This is a genomic window from Acetobacter ghanensis (assembly GCF_001499675.1).
GTDB lineage: Bacteria > Pseudomonadota > Alphaproteobacteria > Acetobacterales > Acetobacteraceae > Acetobacter > Acetobacter ghanensis.
The window spans coordinates 2,081,486-2,105,337 of sequence record NZ_LN609302.1; the positions used below are offsets into that span (position 1 = coordinate 2,081,486).

A 23,852-nucleotide genomic window follows, 5' to 3' on the forward strand; every position below is an offset into this window, starting at 1 on the left:
ACACCGGCCGATAGACAGAAGCGCCTGACAAGAAAAGGCAGACGCCTGAACCGCAGAAACCGGGCTCTGTCACCTAATGTGCCAGCCCCCGGTCCATACGGATAAACAAAGCCCTGAATCAGGCGCCAGCGGCGGCCTGCTTCTTGGCCTGCACGCGCAGCACGCGGCGCTTGATGACCTGTGCTTCCGTGGGGAGCTTGCGGTTAGGCGTGCTCAGCAGGAATGCATCCAGACCACCATTGTGCTCAATGGTGCGCAGGCCGCGCGTGCTAACACGCATACGGACAGCGGAGCCCAGAATTTCGGACGTCAGGGAAGCTTCCTGCAGGTTGGGCAGAAAGCGACGACGGGACTTGTTGTTGGCATGACTGACGTTGTTTCCGGTCAGCACGCCTTTGCCGGTGATCTGGCAACGACGGGACATTGTCTCATCCTTGTCTTAAACAAAAAAGGAACTAGAGGGCCGAGACAAATGCCCGGCGACCACATTCAGGATTGGCGCGGCTTATGACTTAGCCATCGCTTCCAGTCAAGGGTTGAGCTTAGGCTTTCTCGCTTTCATCACCACCATCGGCCATGACAGAGGCATGAACATCGCCCGAACGCACGCTTTGTGCGGCAGAGTCGAGAATGCGCAGAATGGTCTCCTTGTCCATGCTGCGCGCCATGACACCCAGCGATCCGCCAAGCAATGCCGAGGCCACAGCCAGTGGCGGGAACTTTTCGCTCCGCAGGTGGTCAATGGCGTGTTCGATCACCATTGCACACCGGGCGAGGTCTTCGGGCACTTCTGGCCGTGCGCCTGCGCCGGTTGCATTTTCTGCCTCTGGCGTGGCGTGTGCGTGCGTATCCGCCATGTTTTTACTCCTTCGTTTTTTGCAACATCCGCCGGATTCGGCAGGATGGCAACGACCTACTGGTCAGGCCTCCCCCGTGGCCTGTGCAGCCCACATGGCCGCGTACTGGCCCTGTGCGGCCAACAAATCGGCGTGTGTGCCGCGTTCCACTATCAGCCCCTGCCCCATGACCAGAATTTCGTCCGCATCCACAATGGTGGACAGTCGATGGGCGATAACAAGGGTGGTCCGCCGCGCCGAAACAGTCTTGAGGGCAGCCTGAATTTCTTTTTCCGTATGTGTGTCCAACGCGCTGGTAGCCTCGTCAAGCACAAGAACGCGTGGGTCTTTCAAAATCGTGCGGGCTATGGCGACCCTCTGCTTTTCCCCACCTGAAAGCTTTAACCCCCGTTCCCCCACCTGCGTTTCATACCCTTCGGGCAAGGTCATGATAAAATCATGTATCTGGGCCAGACGGGCCGCTTCCTCCACCTGTGCCGGAGATGCCCCCAAACGGCCATAGGCTATGTTGTAGCCTATGCTGTCGTTAAACAGCACGGTATCCTGCGGGACTACACCTATGGCCGCCCTGAGGTCTGCCTGCCGGTATGCGCGCACGTCATGCCCATCGACCAGCACAGCCCCCGACCACGTATCGTAAAAACGAAACAGCAGACGACTTATGGTCGATTTACCGGCCCCGGTACTGCCCACAATGGCAATCTTGTGGCCGGGCAGAACATCAAAGCTGACACCATGCAGAATTTCCCGGTCGGGACGGTAACCAAAATGCACGTCACGGAACGCAACCCGCGCAGGAGCGGACTCTGCCAGCCTTGTTGCTATAGGGAGCGGATTGGGCGGATCGGCCACCTCCACGCTCTCCTCCGTCAGGCTCAGCATATGCTCCAGATCCACCAGTGCCGTGCGGATTCCTGAATATACGGACCCCAGAAAATTGAGCGGCCCATAAAGCTGGAGCAGGTAGGTGTTGACCATAACAAACTCACCCACCGTAATCCGCCCCGTTTCCACATCATGCCCGCCAAGCAGCATGATAGCCGCCAGAGATATGGCAATAATGGCAGCCTGACCGAAGTTGAGCAGCCCCAGCGAGTACTGGGTCTTCATGGCGGCTTTTTCATACCGGGCTTGTGCATTATCGTAGCGTCTGGCTTCGTGCTCCTCATTGCCAAAATATTTTACAGTTTCATAATTCAGCAGGCTGTCCAGCGCCCGGCCGGATGCCTCGCTGTTGGTCTCGTTCATGCGGCGGCGAATACCCAGCCGCCATGACGTAAAGCGGACCGTAAACACAATGTAGGTCACGATCATCAGCGCAATCATGCCCACATAAGTCCAGTTAAACAGCCGCCAGATCACCACCATAACCAGCAACGCCTGCAAAATGGTGGGAGAGATGGACATCAGCATCCGCAGCAGCGTTTCCACCGCCTCGGTCCCACGCTCTATGGCCCGCGTTACCCCACCCGTGCGCCTGTCCAGATGAAAGCGCAGGGAGAGGCGGTGCATATGCTGGAAGCTGCGATAGGCCGCCTGCCGCGCCACCCTGAACCGTACAGGCGCAAACAGGGAATCCCTCAGGTTAGTCAGCGCGCCAGACACAAGGCGTACCAGCCCGTAACCAACAATCAGCAAAGCCGGAGCCATCCCCAAGCTATGGGGATGCACAAACCGGTCCACGACCTGGCTGTACACAATGGGCACAGCCAGCGTGGCCAGTTCACCTGCAACAAGAACCACCAGCACCAGCACAACACGCCAGCGCAGTCCTCTGTTTTCCTGCGGCCACAGATATGGCAGCAAACGGGCAAAGGTATAGGAAACCGGCCTGTTAAGTGGGCCTGACACTGCTCTACGGCGGGACATGCTTCCGGATGTGACACGTCAGACGGTTTTTGCAACCCCCCGGCACCTTGCCATGCCTGTTTTATGCCCCGATAACAACAGTCGTGTTTTGGCACAGCAAGACAGGACCATTGCCCTTATGCCCTCCGATGCAAGCCCGTTCCTCCGCCACCTGAAAAACTGCAACACTGCCACTCTTCCGGGAGGACGCGCCCCGCTTGCCCTTGGGGGGACTCCCTCCGGCTGGCTGACGCCAGAACTGTTTGCCCGTATGGAAAAGGCAGGCTTTGGCACACCCACCAAAGGGTTTGACATACCTAACCCCGCCGACCTTGAAGCCTTGGGAGAAACTCTGGCGCAGGAAGGGTTTTACAAATCCCACCACGAACTTTTTGACGTCTATCCGGATATGGACAGGCCTATTGTCGGGCGTATTGACCGTGGCGCCCTCCCCCTGTTCGGGTTTGTCGCCACAGGCGTGCATATGAACGGGCTGGTGCGTAAGGCTGATGGACTTTACCTGTGGACGGGCCGCCGGGCTGCCAACAAGCGACTGGACCCCTCCAAACTAGACCATCTGGTTGCAGGCGGTATGCCAGCAGGCCATACCCCGCGGGAGGCGCTGATTAAGGAAGCAGCGGAGGAGGCCAGCATTCCTGCCGATCTGGCTGAGCAGGCCGTGCAATCCGGGCGCCTTGTTTACGCGCTGGACCGGCCAGAAGGGCTACGCCGCGACATTCTGTACTGCTACGACCTGTACCTGCCTGAAAGTTTTGAGCCGAAGGCTGCGGATGGCGAGGTTGAATCCTTTGCCCTTCTGCCGTTGGCGGAAGCCTACCGCATTGTGCGTGATACGGATGAATTCAAGTTCAACGTCAATCTGGTGCTGATCGACCTGTTCTTGCGCACAGGGCTAATTGACCCAACCAGCGCGGAAGGCATGACCCTGCGGACCGGGCTGGACAAGGGGCTTTCCCCCGCCAGCCCCGGCCGAAGCAGTGTTTCAGGCTGAATACCGGGCATCGGCACAGGCGTTGGCTTCGGCCTCCGCCTCTTTCAGCCCGGCCAGCAGACGTTCACGGATTTCTTCCAGCCGCTTCTTGTCCGTAATTTTCAGCCCGAACAGGTCCTTAACGTAAAACACATCCACTGCCCGCACGCCGTAGGTGGTGATATGGGCAGAAGCGATCTGAAGGTTCTCGCGGCTCATGGCGGCCGTTACGTCATGCAGCAGGCCGGGCCGGTCGCGGCCGTTAACCTCGATCACCGTGTAGGTGTTGGACACACCATTATCCACCACCACGCGTGGCGGAACATGAATGGCCCGCATACGCAGCGGCATGTGGCCAAAGCCCGCCCGGGCTATTTCCGCCCCAATATCCAGGTGCCCGCTCAATCCCTGCTCAATCAGCGATGTCAGGCGCGCCAGACGATGCGTTTCCTCATAAGCCTGCCCTGATGTGTCCTGAATCCAGAAGGTATCCAGCGCCATGCCGTGGGTCATGGTATGAATGCGCGCATCCACAATGGACGCCCCGGCCAGTGCCAGCGCCCCCGCGATCTTGGAGAACAGGCCCGGCACGTCCACCGTATAAACGGTGACTTCTGTTACACCGCGCGCGGGCAGAGGCAGAACTTCAACCGTCAGCGGTGCCTTGCGTGCATCGGCATCGCGGATCAGGCGGGCGTGGCGGCTATGCGTCTCATAATCGAACGACAGCCAATACCCTGCATACCCCAGCCCCAGAAAGTGCTCGATGTCACGCGGTGGCACGCCTTCTTCACCCAGAATTTCGGCTGTTACATCCTTGGCATGGCGTACACGCACGTCCCGCTCTGTGGTGGACAAGCCACCGGCCAGAACTTCCGCCACACGTAGATACAGCTCGCGCAGCAACGTGGCCTTCCACGCATTCCATACGCGCGAGCTTACGGCGCGCATGTCCACAATGGTCAGCAGCAGCAAAAGGCGCAGCCGTTCGGGCGACTGCACAATATCTGCAACGTCCAGAATGGTTTTGGGGTCGTCAATATCCCGCTGGAAAGCCGTGTGGCTGAGCAGGAGGTGGTGCAGGACCAGCCACGAAACCGTTTCCGTCTCCTCGCCCGACATGCCTAGGCGGGGGCAGAGCTCAGCGGCAATTTCAGCCCCGATTTCCGAATGATCCCCACCACGCCCCTTCGCCACATCATGCAGCAGCACGGCCATATACAGCGCACGACGCGAATGCAGCCCTTTGATCAGCTCATAAGCAATGGGAATTTCGTCCGCCATACGCCCGGCGGCCACTTCGTCCAGAATACGAATGGCTTCCACCGTGTGCTCATCCACTGTGAACACATGGTAGGTATCAAACTGCATCTGCCCGACAATACGGGCCCAGTCGGGGATAAGGCGGCCAAAAATCCCCGTCTCGTTCAGAATATGCAGCCAGTAGGAATGGCCCGATGGCGGGTGACTACCGTAGGCTGCGGAGTACACAGGGGTATTTTCTTCCGCAGCCGGAGGGGCGGCAACGGCCCCAGCACGCCTGCGCGGACGCTCCTCCTCCGATGTATCTCCACACAGCAGATCCAAAAAGATCCGTGCGGCTTCGGGGTTGTCGCGCAATGTAATGGCGCGCCGCTCCCACCGGATAAGCTGGTGCCGCGCCAGAGGATGCAGCGGACGACGGCGTATGCGTGCCCAATCCAGAATCTGCATCATTTTAATGGGGTCCTGATCGAAAGATACGCCCCGATCAGGCAGAATCTGGCCATCCAGCAGAGTAAACCCGGCCTCACGCATGGCCTCGTCCGGCTTGGCCGCATTGGCGACCGGCCCCTGCGCCTGCCGTAGCACGGCAGGTTCGAGCACGTGGGTCAGACGCATGACCTCCCGCGCGGTCAGGAAGTAGTGGCGCATAAACCGCTCAACGCCGTTCTGGCGTCCATGGCGGGTATAGCCCATGCGCGCGCCAATAACTGGCTGCATATCAAACGTAAGGCGCTCTTCCGCCCGGCCTGCCACGTAGTGCAGATGCAGACGCACGGTCCACAGGAAGTCCCACGAGCGACGGGCGCGGGCTGCCTCCTGCTCCGTTAACAGGCCCATCCATATAAATTCGGGGGCAAGCAGATCCCGCACATGGCGTGTGCCAAAGGTGTTGCGGCACATCCAGTACAGGGTTTGCAGGTCCCGCAGGCCACCGCGCCCTTCCTTGATGTTGGGCTCGACCAGATAGGGGCTATCCCCAAACCGGCGGTGCCGCTCCAGCCGCTCACGCCGTTTGTCGTGGATAAAGCCCGCGGCTCCCGCCTCCACGCAGGAGAGGATGTAACGAGCCTCGAACATGGCGAATAGAGCCGTGTCCCCTTCCAGCAGCCGCGCATCCAGCAGCGCCGTACGGACCGTTGTATCCTTGGACGCCTCGGCAATACATTCCTCAATCGTGCGTGTGGCGTGCCCGACCTTAACGCCCAGATCCCACAGGAAATACAACACGTATTCGACCACAGGGTGCGCCCGCTCCCCGGCACCTTCCGCAATCAGGAACAGCAGATCAATATCGCTGAACGGAGCCAGCAATCCGCGCCCGTACCCCCCGGTTGCCGCAACGGCAAAACCGGACCGCCCGACCAGAACGGCAGATTCATCCGGTGTGGTTGCCCTTACCGCCAGATCAACAATGGCGCGCAGCATCACATCAGCAAAGGATGCAAGAGTCTTGGCTGCAGCAGCTCCCTTGAGTTCATACTGCTCAAAACGCTTGCGTATGTCCGCTTGGTAACGCCCCAGATGCCGACGGAAAATGGCAACGGCCTCATCCCGCTCAGGGATGGCCGCATCGTCAGGCGTGGCGTCTCTGAGCTCCCGCGTCAGGCACGCGGCAAGGGCTTCAGGCGTCAGGGTTGCCAGAACGGACATGTCGGTCTGCTGCCCGGCGGCAGGCTGTGCGGAAGAGGTGGGCATAGGGTTACGGGTTCAGCTCCTGAGGGTGATCGGGAATTAGGCGGAATCAGCTACTGGCGGGCTGGTCTGTCTCCTGCCCGGCCTGCTTGTGCAGATCGTACAGAATATCCAACGCGGCCCTTGGGGTCAGACTGTCCGGGTCAATCTCCATCAATCGTTTCTTTAGCGTATTTTCGCATGGTGGGGGTAATGTCTTCTGTGTGTCAAAAAGCGGTAGCGGTTCGGGTATGGTATTTTCAGCACGTTCAAGTTCCCGCAGCAGCCGACCGGCCCGCTCCACCACGGCCACAGGCACGCCAGCCAGACGCGCCACATGCACACCCCAGCTTTTTTTTGCTGATCCTGCAAGCACTTCGTGCAGGAAAACAATCTGCCCACGCCACTCCCGCACGGCCATTGTATGCAGGCACAAACGGGGAAGCGTATCGACCAGACGGGAGAGTTCGTGGAAGTGGGTTGCAAAAATTGCACGACAGCGCACCGTTGAATGCAGAGCCTCCAGCACGGACCATGCAATGGCCAGCCCGTCCAGCGTTGCCGTGCCACGCCCGATTTCATCCACCACCACAAGTGATCTTGGGCCAGCCTGATTGAGGATGGCGGCTGTTTCGGTCATTTCCACCATAAAGGTGGAGCGCCCGCGCGCCAGATCGTCCGATGCCCCCACGCGGGAGAAAAGCTGATCCACAACACCAATCTGCGCCCGGTCCGCCGCTACGGGAAAACCGCCCTGAGCCAGAATGACGGCCAGAGCCGTCTGCCGCAGAAAAGTGGATTTACCAGCCATGTTTGGCCCGGTTAGCAGCATAACGCGCCGTTCGGGCGCCAGCACGCAGCCATTGGGGGTAAAGCGCGCGCCCGGAGGCAGGGCTGCCTCCACCACAGGGTGGCGGCACCCTTCCAGATGGAAGGCCGTGTCATCACTCACCTCCGGCCTGCACCATGTGCCACCCGTGGCCAGAGACGCACAGGACTGCAACACGTCCAGCACAGCCAGAGCCTGTGCCAGTTCGGGCAGTTCACGCTCCGCCAGCACCTTGGCGGTCAGTTCCGCAAAAACCAGCTTTTCGCGCTGGGCTGCTTTTTCTGCCGCCTCCGTAATACGCACGTTCAGGCTGGCCAGCTCTTCCGTAGCAAACCGGGCCGTGCTGGCCGTGCCCTGCCGCAGAATAAGGTCCGGGTTGTCCTTGAGCCGCGCACTGGCGGCTACCGGCACCTCCATAACGTAACCAAGCTGGGCATGGTGACGGATCTTGAGGTTGGGCACCCCAAAGCGGGTTGCATAATCCGTCTGCAAAGCAGCAATCAGACGGCGGGAATTATCCCGCAATGTCCGATATTCATCCAGCTCCGCATCATACCCTTCGGCAATCACACCGCCATCGTCCAGACGGGCGGGGAGTTCCTCGGCTAGTGCTTTTTGCAATTCGGCTTCCAGCGCCTGTGCTGCACCCAACCAGCCTACGGCATGGGTCAGGAGGGTTGGCAGCACGCCCTGAGAGGCGGCTTCCGGCTGCGCCAGAATACGTGCGGCTTCCCGTGCGGCCCTCAGCCCGTCACGTATGCCTGCCATATCCCGCGGGAGCCCCCGCCCGAGGGAGAGCCTACCCAGCGCACGGGCTATGTCTGGGGCCTTCTTCAGCGCCTCACGCAGTGCTGCGCACCGGGCGGCATGGTCCTTGAGCCACCACCAGCCATCCTGCCGGGCGGCAATAGCGTCCACCTCAGTGAGCGGAGAAGCCAGCCATTCCGCCAGCATTCGCGCCCCAGCGGCACTGACCGTGCGATTGATAGCCGTAAACAGGGTGTGTTCCACCCCTCCGTCCCGCGCCCGTAAAATGTCCAGACTGGCGCGAGTGGCCGGGTCTATGCCCAGAACCCCGCTCTGACTTTGAGGGATGGGGTGCGCCAGACGGGGCAGCTTGCCTGCCTGACTGCGGCGCACATAGTCCACCGCCATGGCCGCTGCCAAACTTTCCTCGTCCGAAAACGTGCCAAAGGCTTCAATACTCGCCACATCAAAGGCGGTAGCCAGCCGCTGCCGGGCGGTGCCGGGCGCTGGCAATGTGGCCTCTGGCGCGCGCCTGCCCTCGTAGTCCCCCAACTCCACGTTTGATGTCGCCAGAATTTCCGCCGGGTCCAGACGCCCAAGCAGGGCTGGCAGGGCTTTGGTCGGCAGGCTGGCCGTCTCAAACAGGCCGGTGGACACATCAATCCACGCGGCTCCAAGCTGCTGCACGACTTCGCCTGCTTCGTCCTTCCTGCGCTTCCCTTTGGTAGCGCTCTCCAGCCAGACCAGGGCCAGCAGCAGGTTGGACCGCCCCGGCTCCAGCAGTTCATCCTCTGTCAGGGTTCCCGGTGTTACCACCCGCACAATGCCGCGTGCCAACGGCCCTTTGCTGGCGGGCCTACCCTTGCGGGGCGTCTCTGTCTGCTCTGCCACCGCCACCCGGAACCCGCGCCGGATAAGGCGGGAAAGATAGGCTGGAGCCGCAGCAACCGGCACGCCACACATAGGTATGGGCTCGCCACCGTGGTTGCCTCGGGCTGTCAGGGCAATATCCAGCGCAGCCGCGGCGGCTGTGGCGTCATCAAAAAACAGTTCGTAAAAATCACCCATCCGGAAGAACAGAAGGGCTTCGGGGTTTTCCGCCTTGAGTGTGAACCACTGCGCCATAGCTGGAGTGGCGCCATCGGGAGAGATACGTGTCATGCCTGCATCATAAAGCTACATTGTGTGGGAGCAACAGCCCGCCCCTTTACTCTTCTGCCGCCTGCGCCAGCCAATGCGCGGCAACTGCGAGTGGGTGCTGCCAGCTGGGTTTTTCCTCAACCGGAGCAGGCTGCCGAACGATCTGCACCGATGGGTACCACAAACTGCGCGCAAGCGCACCGGCTGGCTGAGCCTGAGCAATAGAGCCACGCGCCCAGCGCCAGTCCCCCCCATACCGGTCTAGCAGAAGGGTGGGCTTACCCAGTAAGCCTGCCAGATGCACGACCATGGTATCCACGCTCACCACCACATCCAGCCCGGCCACCAGCTTTGCTGTTGCCAGCAAATCCCCTTCCGGCAGAGGAGCTATGGGCATCGGCACTTCCAACAAATCCGCAGAGGGTTGCAGAGCCTGAAAACGCACGCCTTTCACCCCCGCCAGCGGAGCAAGCAATGCTGGTGCAATGGAGCGCCGTCGGTCAAACTGGTAACGCGGGTTGCCCGCCCAGCACAGCCCCACACGCAATTCTGCCTTCCTGCCCGGCATGATGTGCTCTGCAAAAAGAGCCGTATCCGGTTGCCATGCAAACGGCTTCACCACACCCAGCCTGTGGGGCAGGCTTAACAGACTGCAACAAACCTCCGCCTCGCCCACCTGTGCGGGCGTGCATAGCTGGACGCGCCCGGACCACACAGGCAGCGGGCAATTTACAAAGCTGCGCAGGGCCTCTGGCACCAGCAGCATAATCCGCGCCTTTTGCGCTGCCAGCCCAACGTAGCGCAGGAACTGCAAACTATCGCCCAGCCCCTGCTCGGCATAAAGCAGCACGGTTTTTGCTGTAACATCCCCGTCCCACTCAGGCAGGGAGGACACGCCAACAGGTGGGGGCAGCAGGTCCCTGCGGGCTTCAAACAGCGCCCAGCCTTCCACAAACCGACCGAGCGACAGGCAAAGGCTGGCAAGGTCCAGCGTAGCCCGCGCCTTGTCCTGCACAGTGGTAGCCCGCTGCATGGCCTGTTTGAACAGAACTTCGGCCTCCTGCGTGCGCCCAAGGTCCTGCAAAACCGTACCGTAATTGAGGGCAAGACGGGCATCCTGCTCTCTTAACCTGTAGGCGGCCCCCAACTCCCGCTCGGCCCCATGCAGCCTGCCCTGCGCCATCAGAACCAGCCCAAGGTTGGTGCGGGTTTCCGCCACATCCGGGGCCAGTGTGGCGGAAGCGTGCAAAATATTTTCCGCTTCCTCATACCGATGTTGAGCAAACAGGGCTGCACCGTGGTTTGCCAGCGCTTGGGGGTTATCTGGCATAGCGCGTGCCACGACACCAAAATGCGGCTCAGCCTGTGCCATGCGCCCCGCCTGTTCCAAAATCATGGCATGGAGGTTGTGCGCCATAACGGCATTCCCCTCTAGCGCAACGGCACGGGCTGAAACAGTTACGGCCTCCGCCACCCGGCCACAACGCGCCAGAAAAGCGGCGAGCGCCATATGCCGCTCCAGCTCCAGTGGACGTAGGGAGAGTGCTTTTTTCAATGCCCGTTCGGCATCAGGCAACCGCCCCATCTGCTCCATAATGCGTGCCATGGCATCATGCGCACGAGGGTCGGTTGGCGTGGACAGCACGGCCACATTGGCTGCTGCCCGAGCCTGCTCCACATGCCCCAGCTCCAGTAACGCCAGAGCTAGCGTGATATGAAAAAACGGTTCTGGTGCCAGCGCGACCGCCCGACCCGCCAAAGCGACCGCCGCCGTGGCGTTACCGCCTGCCCGCGCAACACACGCCATGGCGTGCCAGCCCTGCGCATCCTTCGGATTCAACCGCAGATGTGCGCGCAAAAGGGATTCGGCCTGTTCCGCATCCCCTTGCGCCAGCAGAGCCAATGCCGCCTCGGCCGGGGGCAACACGCTGGCGGGCGCTTCTTTTTTACCATCCATGCGACCTGTAGCACCCTCGTTTTGCAGCAAAACCCCGTATTAAGACGTGCCATTGCACGATCAGATACTTTTCGTCCGCCTGCATGATGCTGTACCATGACCCGCATGAATAAAGCCTATCTTTCCCTCGAACGCCACTTTGCGCGCCTGTCCTCCCTCAACGATGCCCTTGGTATTCTGGGGTGGGACAAGGAAGTCATGATGCCCTCTGGCGCAGCGGAGCGCCGGGCGGAAAATCTGGCCATGCTTGAAGGCCTGCGACACGAAATTCTGACCGCGCCGGTCATGGCCGACCTTCTGGCCGAAGCCGATGCGGGTGATGACGTATGGCGCGCCGCCAATCTGGAACAGATGCGCCGGCAGCACATACAGGCCACCGCCCTGCCGGGTGAACTGGTGGAAGCCAGCGCACAGGCCACCTCCCGCTGTGAGATGGCCTGGCGGACTGCGCGGGAAGAAAGTGACTTTAAAAGTCTGGAACCGCATCTGGCCGAGGTCCTGCGCCTGACCAAAGAAACAGCTGTGGCCACGGGCGAGGCCATGGGGCTGAATGTTTATGATGCCCTGCTGGATTCCTTCGACCCCGGCACGCGGCAGGCCGATATTGACCCTATTTTTACAGCTCTGGCCGCAGACCTGCCGGAACTGATTGGCGCAGTCATAGACAAGCAGAGCAGCCTGCCCGACACGCCAGCCCCCACAGGCCCATTCCCCATTGCCCGGCAGGAAGCCCTTGGACGCCGCCTGATGCAGCGGATGGGTTTTGACGTAACGCGCGGCAGGCTGGACGTTAGCGCGCACCCATTCTGCGGTGGCGCCACGCATGACGTACGCCTGACCACACGGTATGTAGAAAGCGACTTTATTCCCGCCATGATGGGCGTGCTACACGAGACAGGCCACGCCCTGTACGAAATGGGCCTCCCGGCCGAATGGGCCAGTCAACCTGTTGGCCAGTCCGGCGGTATGACACTGCATGAGAGCCAGTCCCTGCTGATGGAAATGCAGTTCTGCCGCTCCCTTACCTTTACAAACTGGCTGGCCCCGCAGGTCCGCGCAGCGTTTGACGTAGCCGACGGAACCGCAGGCTGGGATGCCGCCAGCCTGCACCGGCATCTAACACATGTTGAACCCGGCTTTATCCGCGTTGATGCAGATGAAGTCACATACCCTGCCCATATTCTTGTCCGTTACGAGCTGGAAAAAGCCCTGATATCCGGTGATCTGGCACTGGCTGACCTGCCTGCCGCGTTTAACGAGCGCCTGCACGCCCTGCTGGGGCTACATGTCCCAGATGACCGGCGCGGTTGTTTGCAGGATATTCACTGGCCTGCCGGGCTATTCGGCTACTTTCCCTGTTATGCCCTTGGCGCCATGACGGCGGCACAGTTGCGCAACGCCGCCTGCACGGCCAACCCGGCCATTATGCCCGCCATTGGTCAGGGAGACTTTGCGCCCCTTCTGGCCTGGCTGCGCCAGAACGTGCATGGCCGCGCCCGCAGCGCCACCATGCCGCAGATTGTGCAGGATGCGACCGGCAAACCGCTGGATGCCACCGCCTACCTGACCCACATCCGCCGCCGTTACCTTGAGCGCGCACCTGATGCCTGATCTGCCTTTGGCACCGACCAACCTGCCCGCCTCCAGTTCCACGGCACGGCCGCCCTGCGCAGAAGGCGTTTGTGTGGCCTCGCCATCGGGCGGAAACTCAGGCCACACTTTTATGCCTGAAGCCTCATCAACCGGATGCCTGCGCGCATGACCCTGTCTTTTTTTCGTCCGCTTTCCCTCCGCCGCCGCGCAACTTTTGGCCTGCTGGCAACCGTGCTGGCGCTGCCACTAGGGGCGCCCCCCTCATGGGCGCTGCACATGCCCAAGGTGGCGGAACTGCCAGCCAACGCGCTCCAGCCCTTCATGCAGTCCAACTCTCAGATATGGGATGCCATTCTCCCTCTGCCGGATGGACGTATGCTGCTGGAAGCCCCGGCATGGGTGGGTAATACAGGCCCGCAGCTTTTTGTGCGCAACACCAATGGGCAACTGGAACCGTGGCCCAACGCGGCATGGAACGCTACCGAGGGGGATGTAAACACCCGCTTTGTCGCCCTTGGTGGGCTGACCAGAACAGCAGATGGGCACATCTGGGTGTTGGATAGCGGCGTACCCAACCGCAAACAGCCCCCCGTAGCCGCCCCCAAGCTGATTGAAATTGACCCGACCGAAGGCACCGTGCTCAGAGTGGTGCCGGTGGAAGCCAGCGCCCTGCGGCAGGGGAGCATCCTCTCCGGCATTGCCGTGCATGGGAACACTGCCTACGTGCCGGATTCCGGGGTAGCCGGACTCTTGGTGATCGACACGGCATCCGCCAAGGCACAGCGCTTTTTAGACCACCACCCGGACCTTATCGCCAGCCGCCCCATTGTCACGCCCAACGGCCCTGTACGGGACAACACCGGGCGTTATGCCGCGGTTGACGCCAGCATGATTGCCGTCAGCCCCGATGGATCATGGCTTGTGCTTCAGGCTCCGGGGCAATACCTCTCCCGCGTCTCCACCTCCATCTTCACGGACCCGGATATAACCCCCGCCGCGTTTGAAGAAAGCGTGACACAGTGGTTCAAAACCCCCTCACTGGGCGGTATGACCATTGATAATGACGGAACTCTGTACTGGTCCGACATCACAACTTCCAGTATCCTCAGCTACACAACCGGGCGTGTTCCGCGCAGACTGATAACAGATCCACGCCTGCAATGGCCCACAACCCCCGGGCTGGACGGGCACGGCCATCTGTTTGTTTCCGCCAGCCAGATTGACCACAGCACGGCTTTTGGCGCCCCCGCAGCTTCCATTACATGGCCCATCACCATTTATGAGCTAACCCTGCCAACCACGCCACCGCCGGGCTAGGCACACCCTTAATTTATCGTACAAGGCCACTTCGCGGCATCTGTCATTCAGGATATAAACGCCCTCATGCGCTACATTTCCACACGCGGGAATGCTCCCGTTCTTTCCTTTTCCGATGTTCTGCTGACAGGCCTTGCCGAAGACGGCGGACTGTACCTGCCCGAAACGTGGCCCGAATTTTCGCTGGCCGACTGGCAGGCCATGCGTGCCCTGCCCTACCCGGAACTGGCCGCACGTATTCTGGCCCGGTTTGCAGCCCCGGATATTGATGAGGAAACGCTCAAAACCCTGTGTGCCAAGGCTTATGCGGGCTTTGACCATCCGGCCATTGTGCCGCTGACACAGGTTGAAGACGGGCTGTTTGTGCAGGAGCTGTTCCACGGCCCTACCCTTGCGTTCAAGGACATGGCCATGCAGGTGCTCGGCCAGCTTTTTGAACATGTGCTGACCCAGCGTGACGACCATGTGACCATTGTGGGCGCAACATCGGGCGATACCGGCTCCGCCGCCATTGAGGCCTGCCGTGGCCGCAAGCGCTTGTCCGTTATCATCCTGCACCCCAAAGGCCGCACGTCGGAAGTGCAGCGCAGGCAGATGACCACCGTGCGTGAACCCAACGTGACCAACCTTGCGGTTGAAGGCACGTTTGATGACTGTCAGGATCTGGTCAAAGGCCTGTTCGCGGATATTCCTTTCCGCCGGGAAATGCACCTGTCGGCCGTCAACTCCATCAACTGGGCCCGTATCGCCGCCCAGATTCCTTACTATGTGCACGCAGCTCTTGCGCTGGGCGCACCGGAGCGTGAAGTCTCCTTTGCTGTCCCCACGGGCAACTTTGGCAACATTCTGGCAGCTTGGGCCGCGCGCAAAAATGGGCCTGCCCATCCGCCAGCTCTGCGTAGGGTCCAATCGGAACGATATTCTGACCCGGTTCCTCAACGCCAATGACATGACCATCAAAGGGGTTGTGCCCAGCCTCTCCCCCTCCATGGACATTCAGGTTTCCTCCAACTTCGAACGCCTGCTGTTCGAACTGCTGGGCCGCGATGCAGCTGCCTGCGCGCGCACCATGACCGGCTTCCGCAGCACAGGCCACATGGATGTGCCCGAGGAAGTCTGGCAGAACGCCCGAACCCTGTTCTCCGGTCTGGCGCTGGATGATGCCCAGACGGAGGCGGAAATCCGTACCCTGCACCAACGTTCCAACTATATGGCCGACCCGCACAGCGCCATTGGCATTGCCGCCGGCCGCCGCTTCCGCCAGCCGGGTATTCCCATGGTAGCGGAAGCCACGGCTCACCCAGCCAAATTCCCGGACGCCATGGTGGCAGCCACGGGTATTCACCCCGCCCTGCCGCTCCATCTGGCTGACCTGTTTGAGCGTGAAGAGCGTTACCGCACAGTCCCCGCGACCGAAAACGCCATAAAGGATGCGGTTCGCGCGGCGGTACTGTCCAACGCCAGCTGATCCTACACCCTATCCCATTGCAGGGCTGCCCGCGAGGCAGCCCTGCTGTTTTTCAGGACGAGAATGACAGACCCCATCCAGCTGACCCGACTGCCCTCCGGCCTGACTGTTGTGACCGAACGCATGGACCGTGTGGAAACTGTTTCCTTCGGTGCCTATGTTTCTGCCGGAACCCGTAATGAAACTGCGGCCGAAAATGGGGTCTCCCATTTTCTGGAGCACATGGCCTTCAAAGGCACGGCCCGCCGCTCCGCCCTGCAAATTGCGGAAGAAATTGAGAACGTGGGCGGGCACATAAATGCCTATACCGCCCGCGAACAGACGGTCTTTTACGTCAAGCTGCTCAAGGAAAACATGGGGCTGGGGATCGACATTATTGGCGATATTCTGACCCATTCTACATTTGACGCAGCCGAACTGGAACGCGAACGCGGCGTGATCCTGCAAGAAATCGGTCAGGCGAACGACACCCCCGATGATGTAGTGTTTGACCATTTTCAGGAAACAGCATTCCCCAACCAGCCCATGGGCCGCCCCATTCTGGGCACGGAAGGGTTGATCCGGGATATGCGCCGGGACACGCTCATGTCCTACATGCGCACGCACTACAACCCGTCCAACATGGTCGTCGCGGCGGCTGGCAATCTGAACCACCATGAGGTTGTGCAGCAGGTGGAACGGCACTTTGCCGATCTGCCGACCACACAGGCCCCGGTCATGGACGCGGCACAGTATGCTGGTGGTGAATTCCGCCAGATCAAGGACCTGGATCAGGCCCATATTGTGCTCGGGTTCCCTTCCACCGGTTACCGTGACCCGGACTATTATGCCGCTCTTATCCTTTCCACCCTGCTAGGTGGTGGCATGTCCTCCCGCCTGTTTCAGGAAATCCGGGAAAAGCGCGGGCTGGTCTATTCCGTCTATTCCTTTAATGCACCGTTTGAAGGCGGTGGCGTGTTTGGCATTTATGCTGGCACGGGGGAAAAGGAATGTGCGGAGCTTATTCCAGTTACGCTGGAAGAACTTCGCAAGGTTCAGCTTTCCGTCAGTGCGGATGAACTGGCGCGCGCCCGTGCGCAGCTCAAGTCCTCCCTGCTCATGTCGTTGGAAAGCACGGGCAGCCGGTGCGAACAGATTGCGCGGCAGTTGCAGATTTTTGGCCGTATTATCCCCACGCAGGAAACGGTTGATCGGATAGAAGCTGTAACGCAGGAAGACATCTGCCGGACGGCAGCCCGTATTTTTGCTGGCACCCCCACGCTTGCAGCCCTTGGCCCCATCGGCCACATTCCTTCCCTGCAGAGCATCAAGGAGACACTGGCAGCATGACGCAACAGACCCTCGACCTTATTGCCGATCTGGTCAAACACGCTCGCTCCGCCGGAGCCGATGCCGCAGATGCCGTTTTTGTCAGCAGCACCGCTGTTGGAGCCGGTGTACGCAACGGCGTGACAGAAGAACTGGAACGCTCGGAAACAACCGATCTGGGTCTGAGGGTCTTTGTCGGCCGCAAGAACGCCATTGTCTCCACCACGACCCCCGACCGCGCTAAATTTGGCGCATTGGTGGATCAGGCGCTGGCCATGGCCCGTGTTCTACCCGATGACCAGTATGCAGGCCTTGCGCCGGGGGCGTTGCAAGGCACCGTCCTGACCAACGAACTGGAACTGGCAGACCCGGCCGAACCCGATACAGCCGCCCTGCTGGAGCGGGCCAAGGCGGGCGAAGACGCTGCCCTAGCCATAAAAGGTGTGACCAATAGCGCAGGCAGCAGTGCCTCCTGGGGGCGCACGGACATTACACTGGCAACGTCCGCCGGATTTGCGGGGACTTATAGCCGTACAAGCCATTCAAACTCGGTCTGCGTTCTGGCAGGCACGGGTGACGGTATGCAGCGTGATTACGACTACCACGGCACCGTCTGGCTTAAGGACCTGAAAGACGCAGCCACACTGGGCCACAGTGCCGGACAAAAAGCCGTTGCACGGCTAAACCCCGGCCGCCCGAAAACTGGCCATTACCCCGTCGTGTTCGACCCACGCGTTGCCGGGAGCTTTCTGGGCCATTTTGTGGGAGCCATTACAGGCACCGCCATTGCGCGGGGAACATCGTTCCTCAAAGACAAAATGGGGCAGCCCATTTTTGCTGACACAGTCAGTATTACTGACGACCCAACCCGCGCAAAGGGTCTGCGGTCCCGCCCATTTGATGGGGAAGGCATGGCAGTTGCTCCCCTCTCCCTCGTGCAGGGAGGCGTTCTGCAAAACTGGGTTCTGGATAGCCGCAGTGCACGCCAGCTTGGCCTGCAAAGCAATGCCCGCGCAGCCCGAGGCACGGCAAGCCCGCCCGGCCCATCTGCCAGCAACCTGTTTTTTGAACCCGGAACACTCAGCCCTACAGAGCTGATGGCGGACATAAAAGAGGGCCTCTACATTACAGAAATGATGGGTTCCTCCATTAATGGCCTAACGGGGGATTACAGCCGAGGCGCCTCCGGCTTTATGATTCGCAATGGCCAGATTGCCGAACCTGTGGCGGGCTTTACTCTGGCGGGAAATCTGCTGGAAATTTTTGCTTCCATCACATTGGCGAACGATCTGGTATTCCGTTTTGGCACTGACGCCCCCACATTACGAACAGATGCCCTGAATACCGCTGGGGCGTAACTGTTAGCCGGAGACAAAAAGCCTGTGAAATCACGTCTGCTGCGTTCTGTTCTGAGTGCGTTCCTAGGGGCCAGCCTACTGGCTGGGCCATTGGCCATGCAGGCCGATGCCCGGCCCGGTCAGGGCGGGTCCATGGGAAGCCGTGGCAGCCATACATGGAGTGCTCCCCCTGTTACGCGCACAACACCGTACAGCACAGCCCCCATGGAACGCTCCATTACGCCCCGGACCTCACCTGCAACGCCGGGCTATGGCGCATCCCAGATGGGAGCACCCTTTGCGCGCCCGATGGGCTACCCTAACCGCCACCCATTCCTGACCGGTCTTGCCGGAGGTTTTCTGGGAGCCGGGCTATTTGGCATGTTGAGCGGACACGGCTTTATGGGGGGGATGCACGGCTTCTTCAGCCTGTTGGGGCTGATGGTCCAGATTGCCTTGGTTGTTATGGTTGTTATGTGGCTGGTGCGCCGCTTTAGCCGAGGCAACTCGGGTGGCAACAGCTTTGGCATGGCTCCCTCGGGGGGGATGCCCGGTGTGGCCCCGGCCTCTCCCTCCCCCGGTGGAGCACCGATCCAGATCACCACGGCAGATTATCAGTCCTTCCAGCAGACGCTGATGGATATCCAAAGCGCATGGAACCAGCAGAACATTCCGGCCATGCAGCAGATGGCAACGCCGGAAATGGTCTCCTACTTCAACGAACAGCTCGCTGCGTTGGCAAGTCAGGGCGCGCGCAATGTTGTGTCTGACGTACGCTTCCTTCAGGGCGATCTGGCAGAAGCGTGGCGTGAAAACGGCATGGACTATGCCAGCGTTGCCATGCGCTACAGCCTGATAGATCTGACCACTAATGCTACAGGGCAGGTTATTGATGGCAGTTCGACCTCACCTGTCACTGTAACAGAGGTCTGGACCTTTGTTCGGCCCTCGCGCGGCGGCCGATGGTTACTCTCAGCTATTCAGCAGGCCCGCTGAATAGCCACACTCCCCGCCGAACAGGTCATAATAAAAAGCTCGCCATTCCAGTTGGAGTGGCGAGCTTTTTTAATACATGGAAGGCACGATGCTCCCGACAAATTATCTGGAACATCCACCCATCGGATTATGGATGGAACAGCGTTAAACCGAACATGATGACTGCCAGAAACAGCATGAACGCAACCATGCCACGTACACGCTGGCTCTGGCGCTTCTGCCGTTCCAGTTGTTCGGGTGTCTGGGTTATGGGCGCTGCGGTCATATCAGTGCATCCATAGCTGATAAAAGTGGTCGCCCAGAAGGCCACAGAACAGGAAGAAAAGGTAAGCCAGCGAGAAGCGGAACGAAATGCGGGCTGCTTTATCCCCATTCCGGCTGACACCGTTTTCGTCCTGCGGTTCCAGCAACACGCGCACGGCACAGGCGACAAAGCCAAGCCCCAGCACCACAGCTGTTACCGTATAAATCCACCCACTTGCCCCAACAAAGGATGGCACCAAAGATACAGCAAGCAGGACTAGCGTATATATAAAGATCTGCCAGCGTGTATGCCGTACCCCATGCACCACCGGCAGCATGGGAATACCCGCGCGCCCGTAGTCCTTGCAGGCATAAAGAGCCAGAGACCAAAAATGCGGTGGCGTCCAGAAGAACACAATACCGAACATGACGACCGGCATAACCGCCATATGGCCTGTAGCCGCAGCCCAACCGATCATGGGGGGGAAGGCCCCTGCCGCACCACCGATAACGATGTTCTGCGGCGTCGAGCGCTTGAGCCACATGGTGTAAATGACGGAATAAAAGAAAATGGAAAACGCCAGTATGGCGGCAGCCAGCGTGTTGGTGGCAATCCACATCAGGCAGACAGAAAGGCAGGCCAAGCCCACCCCATAGGCCAGTGCCTCGTTTTCTGGAATACGACCAGAAGGCACGGGCCGTGTAATGGTCCGCTGCATGACCGCGTCTATATCCCGGTCGTACCACATATTAATGGCCCCGGCAGCGCCCGAGGCCAAACAGATGCAGAATATGGTCACCATGCCTACAAACGGGTTCATATGCCCCGGTGCCATGAACATGCCCGCAGCACCCGTAAACACAACAAGCGAAATGACCCGAGGCTTAAGCAGTGCCACCCAGTCTCGCGCCTGTGTGCCAACCTGCTCCGTTTTAAAGCGGGGGCGTCTGGCCTGCGGGGCGGAAAGGCTTGCTTCGCTCATACGGAAGTCCTCCCGGCAGCCTGCATTTCTGCCACCCGCGCATTCCCAACCCTAACGGGGATATCACGCTGGAAACTAATCAACGCCGCCAACACAAAGACCAATGCCGCCGCACCATACAGGGCGCAACCCAGCACCTGCATACCAGAAACAAACAGGCAGAGCGTTGCCACAGTCGTCAGCGCAAAGTGCAGGTGCGCAAGTTTTTGGGGGTACCAGAACCCACAGGCCTCGCCTCGCCACAGGTAAAAACCACCACACACGGCATAAAGCGCACCAAGCTGCAAAGCAGGATGCAGGCCAGTACCCTGAACAAGCTGAACGAGCCAGCCACCGGCCACTACAGCCAGAAAACCCATGCCCCACAGCAGAGGCGTCCGCAGAGAAACACGCGCGCGCCACGTGCCAGCAAGCCACAGACCGGCGAGGCATACAGCGGAAAGCGAGCACAGACCCAGCAGAGTATTGCCAACCATCTGCGCGTTCAGGCTTTCCGCCCCATGCTCCAGACTACTTTTGGCCCATGCCACAACACCAGATGCTGCTGTTGCCGCCATGATATAAGCCACTGGGCGGGTTTGGACCTGCCCAATCCGGGCTGCCATTTCAAACACAATACCAAACCCGGCGAGCAGAACAATTAACCCGACTGGTGCAGCAAAATATTCAGCCCCAATGGCAGGGCTAACTGCTGGCCACAGCCATGTCCGCATGGTTGCTGCGGCAAAAACAGGCACTGTCAGCAACAGAACGGCAGCAGACAGCATTTCCCCCCACACAAAAGGTGAAAAAGAAGTCTGGTCCCGACTGTCGGCACAGCTATCAAAAATCGTAGTCAGCACGGTCATGGCGGACATAAGTGCGCCCAATGACCACAGAATATTTGCGAACCGGGCATCGGCCAGTGTGCAGGTCAAAACCGCTGCTACAGCAAGCAGGGCAACAGCCAGCAGGTTAAGCCGACCCAGCAACATGTGCTCGCGCCCCAAAGCGCGTGGCAACCAGAGGGTGCCAAAACCACTCACCAGTGCAGGCACCACAACATAAAGCAGCATCAATGCCGGATGAGCCTGCACCAACCGTGCCCCAAGGCCAGTCGCTGGTAACACGCCCATGCCCGCCAGCACGGAAACACCACCGCCCGCCAGGGCAGCCAGAGCGGCAAGCAACAGATAGGCTGTCCCGATGGCGGAATCCTGCCGTTGGCTCTGGGTTTTCTCAACTGTAGCAGATTGTGGGTAACGCCGGCTGTGAGCGGAGATCATGCTCCATGTTCCATATTCTGTGCAGGTGTGTGATGAAGAACTTTGAACCTGCTAGACAAAAAACGACCATATTCTAGCGTTTTTATTGCACGGAAACGACCCGCCAAGCCACGCATGTCTAGCGCCCCTGCCAAAACAGGAGCGCACATGTGTTTATTTTTCCGGCAGGTTTTCCAGCGTGACCAGCGTAAACAGGCCGAATGGCTGAACTGGCTGGATGTAGGCACGTGCAATATCTTCCTGCGGGAGCAGCGATTCCATTGCAAAATCCGGGTGCCAGCCGAGGGAGTGGGACGCACGCGCCATGGCGTGTTCCACCGCGCCACGCAGCCCACCGGGAGCCAGAAAGTGGTTTACAAACAGAATGTAACCACCCGGACGCACAACACGTTTGAGCTCACGCAGCAGTTTACGCGGATGCGGCACAACAGATGCCACGAACATGGCAACGGCCACATCAAAGGAATTATCCTCAAACGTGGTGTCTTCCGCATCCATTTCCAGCAGAGCGTTCACGTTTGTCAGATTGTCGCGCTTGACGCGTTCACGCGCCTTGGCCAGCATATCTGTTGAAAGGTCAATGCCCGTAATGGCTTTGTTTTTGGTATAGTGCGGCAGGGCAAGGCCGGTGCCGACGCCAACCTCCAGCACATTGTTGCCGGGCAGGCCATTAACGGCGTCCACCGCCCGCAGGCGCCCAAAACGGGAAATGCCGCCAAACGCCACGTCATAAACATTAGCCCAACGTCGATAGGCCTGTTTGACGGCCTCCGCATCAAGCGCAGAGCGCGATGGAGGAGGCACGGGGCTTTCCCCTCCGCCGGAGGGGTATTCTTGGAGAACGTCACTCATGTTCTCTCTCTGCCCGCTGACGGTCATTTCTTCAAGAGCCACTATACTCTCTTCCTTCCTGCTTGCAGCACACACCACAAAAGCGCCCTTGTGTGGCAGCATACTTTTTCCGGCATGGTGCCGCCCAACAGGCCCTGACAGCTCTTATTGGACAGACAACTTACGTTCAATACAATCCCATATGCTGGCGGCACCATTAATGCCATCAAACCGTTCCAGTTCCTGCAAACCGGTAGGTGACGTCACATTGATTTCCGTCAGATACTGCCCAATAACATCAATACCCACAAAAATCAGGCCGTGTTCTTTAAGAAACGGCCCAATCGCTTCACAAATCTCGCGGTCCCGCGCTGTCAGCTCCACTTTGCACGCAACGCCGCCCACATGCATGTTAGAGCGGTGGTCCTCCCCCGATGGCACACGGTTAATGGCACCTATCGGCTCTCCATCCACCAGAATAACGCGCTTGTCGCCTGCGGTCACCGCGGGTTCGTACCGCTGGATCATAAGCGGTTCGCGCGAGCGGGCAAAGTGCATTTCCAGCAGGGCATTCAAGTTCTGATCATCTGCCTTGATCCGGAAAACGCCGCTCCCGCCATTACCAAACAGCGGTTTGACAATAATATCTTTCCACTTAGCCCGGAATGCGCGAATCTGCTCGACATCCCATGTAACCAGCGTAGGCGGCATAAGCTGGGGAAAGTGCGTAACCAGCAGCTTTTCCGGGCTATCACGGACCCAGCGCGGGTCATTAACCACCAGAGCCTGATCCGGCCCTGTGCCATGAATGTGGTCGAGCATATGCGTGGCAGTAATATATGCCATGTCAAAAGGTGGGTCTTGGCGCATAAGCACCACATCCATCCCCCGCAAAGACTGGCGTGATGCCTCGCCAAAGGTTGCATGTCGTCCCTTTTCCCGGCGCACAGTTACGGGGCGCAGCAAGGCTGTAACATCGGTCCGCATGGGCTGCCCGGCCTCAACCGTTCCCTCGTCCAATGCGAGGGAACTGACTTCGTACACAAACAGACTGTGGCCCCGCGCCTGTGCTTCCAACATCAGGGCGAAGGTTGAATCTCCATCAATATTAACATGCTCAAGTGGGTCCATCTGGACCGCCACAAGCCGTGGAGAAGCCATAAACGGGGGTTCCTGTTCCTGCTGACAGAGCGATTATCCGCTAT

The 23,852-nt window shown here is 59.7% G+C and carries 19 protein-coding genes; 8 read left to right on the forward strand and 11 right to left on the reverse strand.

The genetic code is table 11. From position 1 onward, the window contains the following. Positions 1-118 precede the first annotated feature (118 nt). The 3 genes from rpmB to AGA_RS09735 form a co-directional block, all read right to left on the reverse strand. Positions 119-424 (reverse strand): 50S ribosomal protein L28, encoded by a 306-nt coding sequence (gene rpmB, locus AGA_RS09725; protein ID WP_059024128.1) that lies wholly within the window; start codon positions 422-424, stop codon positions 119-121. Between the two features lie 118 nt (positions 425-542). Beyond that, on the reverse strand, positions 543-857 hold the full coding sequence (locus tag AGA_RS09730) for a hypothetical protein (protein ID WP_059024129.1): 315 nt from the start codon (positions 855-857) through the stop codon (positions 543-545). Between the two features lie 63 nt (positions 858-920). Next, a complete protein-coding gene (locus tag AGA_RS09735; protein ID WP_059024806.1) occupies positions 921-2,663 on the reverse strand; it encodes an ABCB family ABC transporter ATP-binding protein/permease in 1,743 nt (580 codons plus the stop codon). 181 nt (positions 2,664-2,844) lie between these two features. On the opposite strand from AGA_RS09735, the gene AGA_RS09740 reads away from it, so the two are divergent. Next, positions 2,845-3,717, forward strand: a complete 873-nt coding sequence (locus AGA_RS09740) for an NUDIX hydrolase (RefSeq protein WP_059024807.1) — start codon at positions 2,845-2,847, stop codon at positions 3,715-3,717. Here AGA_RS09740 and AGA_RS09745 read toward each other — a convergent pair. Genes AGA_RS09745 through AGA_RS09755 form a run of 3 tightly spaced genes read right to left on the reverse strand, consistent with a single transcriptional unit; the run spans position 3,709 to position 11,306 of the window. Continuing rightward, complete coding sequence (locus AGA_RS09745; protein ID WP_059024131.1) at positions 3,709-6,657, reverse strand: [protein-PII] uridylyltransferase; 2,949 nt, start codon at positions 6,655-6,657, stop codon at positions 3,709-3,711. The genes AGA_RS09740 and AGA_RS09745 overlap by 9 nt on opposite strands. 46 nt (positions 6,658-6,703) lie before the next feature. Next, complete coding sequence (mutS, locus tag AGA_RS09750; protein WP_059024133.1) at positions 6,704-9,370, reverse strand: DNA mismatch repair protein MutS; 2,667 nt, start codon at positions 9,368-9,370, stop codon at positions 6,704-6,706. 46 nt (positions 9,371-9,416) lie between these two features. Further along, complete coding sequence (locus tag AGA_RS09755; protein ID WP_059024135.1) at positions 9,417-11,306, reverse strand: tetratricopeptide repeat protein; 1,890 nt, start codon at positions 11,304-11,306, stop codon at positions 9,417-9,419. A 105-nt stretch (positions 11,307-11,411) separates the two neighbouring features. Between AGA_RS09755 and AGA_RS09760 the strand changes: the two genes are divergently transcribed. From AGA_RS09760 to AGA_RS09785, 7 genes are all read left to right on the forward strand, one after another. Beyond that, entirely contained in the window at positions 11,412-12,917 is a 1,506-nt protein-coding gene (locus AGA_RS09760; protein ID WP_059024808.1) for a carboxypeptidase M32, read from the forward strand. Positions 12,918-13,064: 147 nt separating this feature from the next. Next, entirely contained in the window at positions 13,065-14,216 is a 1,152-nt protein-coding gene (locus AGA_RS09765) for an L-dopachrome tautomerase-related protein (protein WP_083503686.1), read from the forward strand. Between the two features lie 66 nt (positions 14,217-14,282). Continuing rightward, positions 14,283-15,164, forward strand: coding sequence for a threonine synthase (thrC, locus tag AGA_RS14160; protein WP_231945777.1), 882 nt, complete (start codon positions 14,283-14,285; stop codon positions 15,162-15,164). Then, a complete protein-coding gene (locus AGA_RS14165; RefSeq protein ID WP_231945778.1) occupies positions 15,088-15,684 on the forward strand; it encodes a PALP domain-containing protein in 597 nt (198 codons plus the stop codon). The genes thrC and AGA_RS14165 overlap by 77 nt, the downstream gene beginning before the upstream one ends. Positions 15,685-15,747: 63 nt before the next feature. Further along, positions 15,748-17,013, forward strand: a complete 1,266-nt coding sequence (locus AGA_RS09775) for a M16 family metallopeptidase (protein ID WP_059024137.1) — start codon at positions 15,748-15,750, stop codon at positions 17,011-17,013. Further along, positions 17,010-18,350, forward strand: coding sequence for a TldD/PmbA family protein (locus tag AGA_RS09780; protein WP_059024139.1), 1,341 nt, complete (start codon positions 17,010-17,012; stop codon positions 18,348-18,350). Before AGA_RS09775 ends, AGA_RS09780 begins: the two co-directional genes overlap by 4 nt. A 24-nt stretch (positions 18,351-18,374) precedes the next feature. Continuing rightward, positions 18,375-19,325 carry a Tim44 domain-containing protein gene (locus AGA_RS09785; RefSeq protein WP_059024141.1) on the forward strand — a complete coding sequence of 317 codons (951 nt, stop codon included), beginning with the start codon at positions 18,375-18,377 and terminating at the stop codon, positions 19,323-19,325. 127 nt (positions 19,326-19,452) lie between these two features. Here AGA_RS09785 and AGA_RS13855 read toward each other — a convergent pair whose 3' ends face one another. The 5 genes from AGA_RS13855 to gshB all read right to left on the reverse strand — a co-directional run bounded on the left by AGA_RS13855 (position 19,453) and on the right by gshB (position 23,808). Next, positions 19,453-19,590, reverse strand: coding sequence for a hypothetical protein (locus AGA_RS13855; protein ID WP_172793736.1), 138 nt, complete (start codon positions 19,588-19,590; stop codon positions 19,453-19,455). 1 nt (position 19,591) lies between these two features. Beyond that, positions 19,592-20,551 carry a heme o synthase gene (locus AGA_RS09790; RefSeq protein ID WP_059024143.1) on the reverse strand — a complete coding sequence of 320 codons (960 nt, stop codon included), beginning with the start codon at positions 20,549-20,551 and terminating at the stop codon, positions 19,592-19,594. After that, positions 20,548-21,816 (reverse strand): heme-copper oxidase family protein, encoded by a 1,269-nt coding sequence (locus AGA_RS09795; protein WP_059024144.1) that lies wholly within the window; start codon positions 21,814-21,816, stop codon positions 20,548-20,550. The genes AGA_RS09790 and AGA_RS09795 overlap by 4 nt, the downstream gene beginning before the upstream one ends. A gap of 153 nt (positions 21,817-21,969) precedes the next feature. Then, on the reverse strand, positions 21,970-22,668 hold the full coding sequence (locus tag AGA_RS09800; RefSeq protein ID WP_059024810.1) for a class I SAM-dependent methyltransferase: 699 nt from the start codon (positions 22,666-22,668) through the stop codon (positions 21,970-21,972). Between the two features lie 144 nt (positions 22,669-22,812). Further along, positions 22,813-23,808, reverse strand: a complete 996-nt coding sequence (gene gshB, locus AGA_RS09805) for a glutathione synthase (RefSeq protein ID WP_059024146.1) — start codon at positions 23,806-23,808, stop codon at positions 22,813-22,815. Between the last annotated feature and the right edge of the window lie 44 nt (positions 23,809-23,852).

Bases quoted from the DNA above. Each gene is read 5' to 3' on its own strand.
- rpmB (WP_059024128.1), bottom strand. From the start codon at position 424: ATGTCCCGTCGTTGCCAGATCACCGGCAAAGGCGTGCTGACCGGAAAC.
- AGA_RS09730 (WP_059024129.1), bottom strand. From the start codon at position 857: ATGGCGGATACGCACGCACACGCCACGCCAGAGGCAGAAAATGCAACC.
- AGA_RS09740 (WP_059024807.1), top strand. From the start codon at position 2,845: ATGCCCTCCGATGCAAGCCCGTTCCTCCGCCACCTGAAAAACTGCAAC.
- AGA_RS09745 (WP_059024131.1), bottom strand. From the start codon at position 6,657: ATGCCCACCTCTTCCGCACAGCCTGCCGCCGGGCAGCAGACCGACATG.
- mutS (WP_059024133.1), bottom strand. From the start codon at position 9,370: ATGACACGTATCTCTCCCGATGGCGCCACTCCAGCTATGGCGCAGTGG.
- AGA_RS09755 (WP_059024135.1), bottom strand. From the start codon at position 11,306: ATGGATGGTAAAAAAGAAGCGCCCGCCAGCGTGTTGCCCCCGGCCGAG.
- AGA_RS09760 (WP_059024808.1), top strand. From the start codon at position 11,412: ATGAATAAAGCCTATCTTTCCCTCGAACGCCACTTTGCGCGCCTGTCC.
- AGA_RS09765 (WP_083503686.1), top strand. From the start codon at position 13,065: ATGACCCTGTCTTTTTTTCGTCCGCTTTCCCTCCGCCGCCGCGCAACT.
- thrC (WP_231945777.1), top strand. From the start codon at position 14,283: ATGCGCTACATTTCCACACGCGGGAATGCTCCCGTTCTTTCCTTTTCC.
- AGA_RS14165 (WP_231945778.1), top strand. From the start codon at position 15,088: ATGGGCCTGCCCATCCGCCAGCTCTGCGTAGGGTCCAATCGGAACGAT.
- AGA_RS09775 (WP_059024137.1), top strand. From the start codon at position 15,748: ATGACAGACCCCATCCAGCTGACCCGACTGCCCTCCGGCCTGACTGTT.
- AGA_RS09780 (WP_059024139.1), top strand. From the start codon at position 17,010: ATGACGCAACAGACCCTCGACCTTATTGCCGATCTGGTCAAACACGCT.
- AGA_RS13855 (WP_172793736.1), bottom strand. From the start codon at position 19,590: ATGACCGCAGCGCCCATAACCCAGACACCCGAACAACTGGAACGGCAG.
- AGA_RS09790 (WP_059024143.1), bottom strand. From the start codon at position 20,551: ATGAGCGAAGCAAGCCTTTCCGCCCCGCAGGCCAGACGCCCCCGCTTT.
- AGA_RS09795 (WP_059024144.1), bottom strand. From the start codon at position 21,816: ATGATCTCCGCTCACAGCCGGCGTTACCCACAATCTGCTACAGTTGAG.
- AGA_RS09800 (WP_059024810.1), bottom strand. From the start codon at position 22,668: ATGAGTGACGTTCTCCAAGAATACCCCTCCGGCGGAGGGGAAAGCCCC.
- gshB (WP_059024146.1), bottom strand. From the start codon at position 23,808: ATGGCTTCTCCACGGCTTGTGGCGGTCCAGATGGACCCACTTGAGCAT.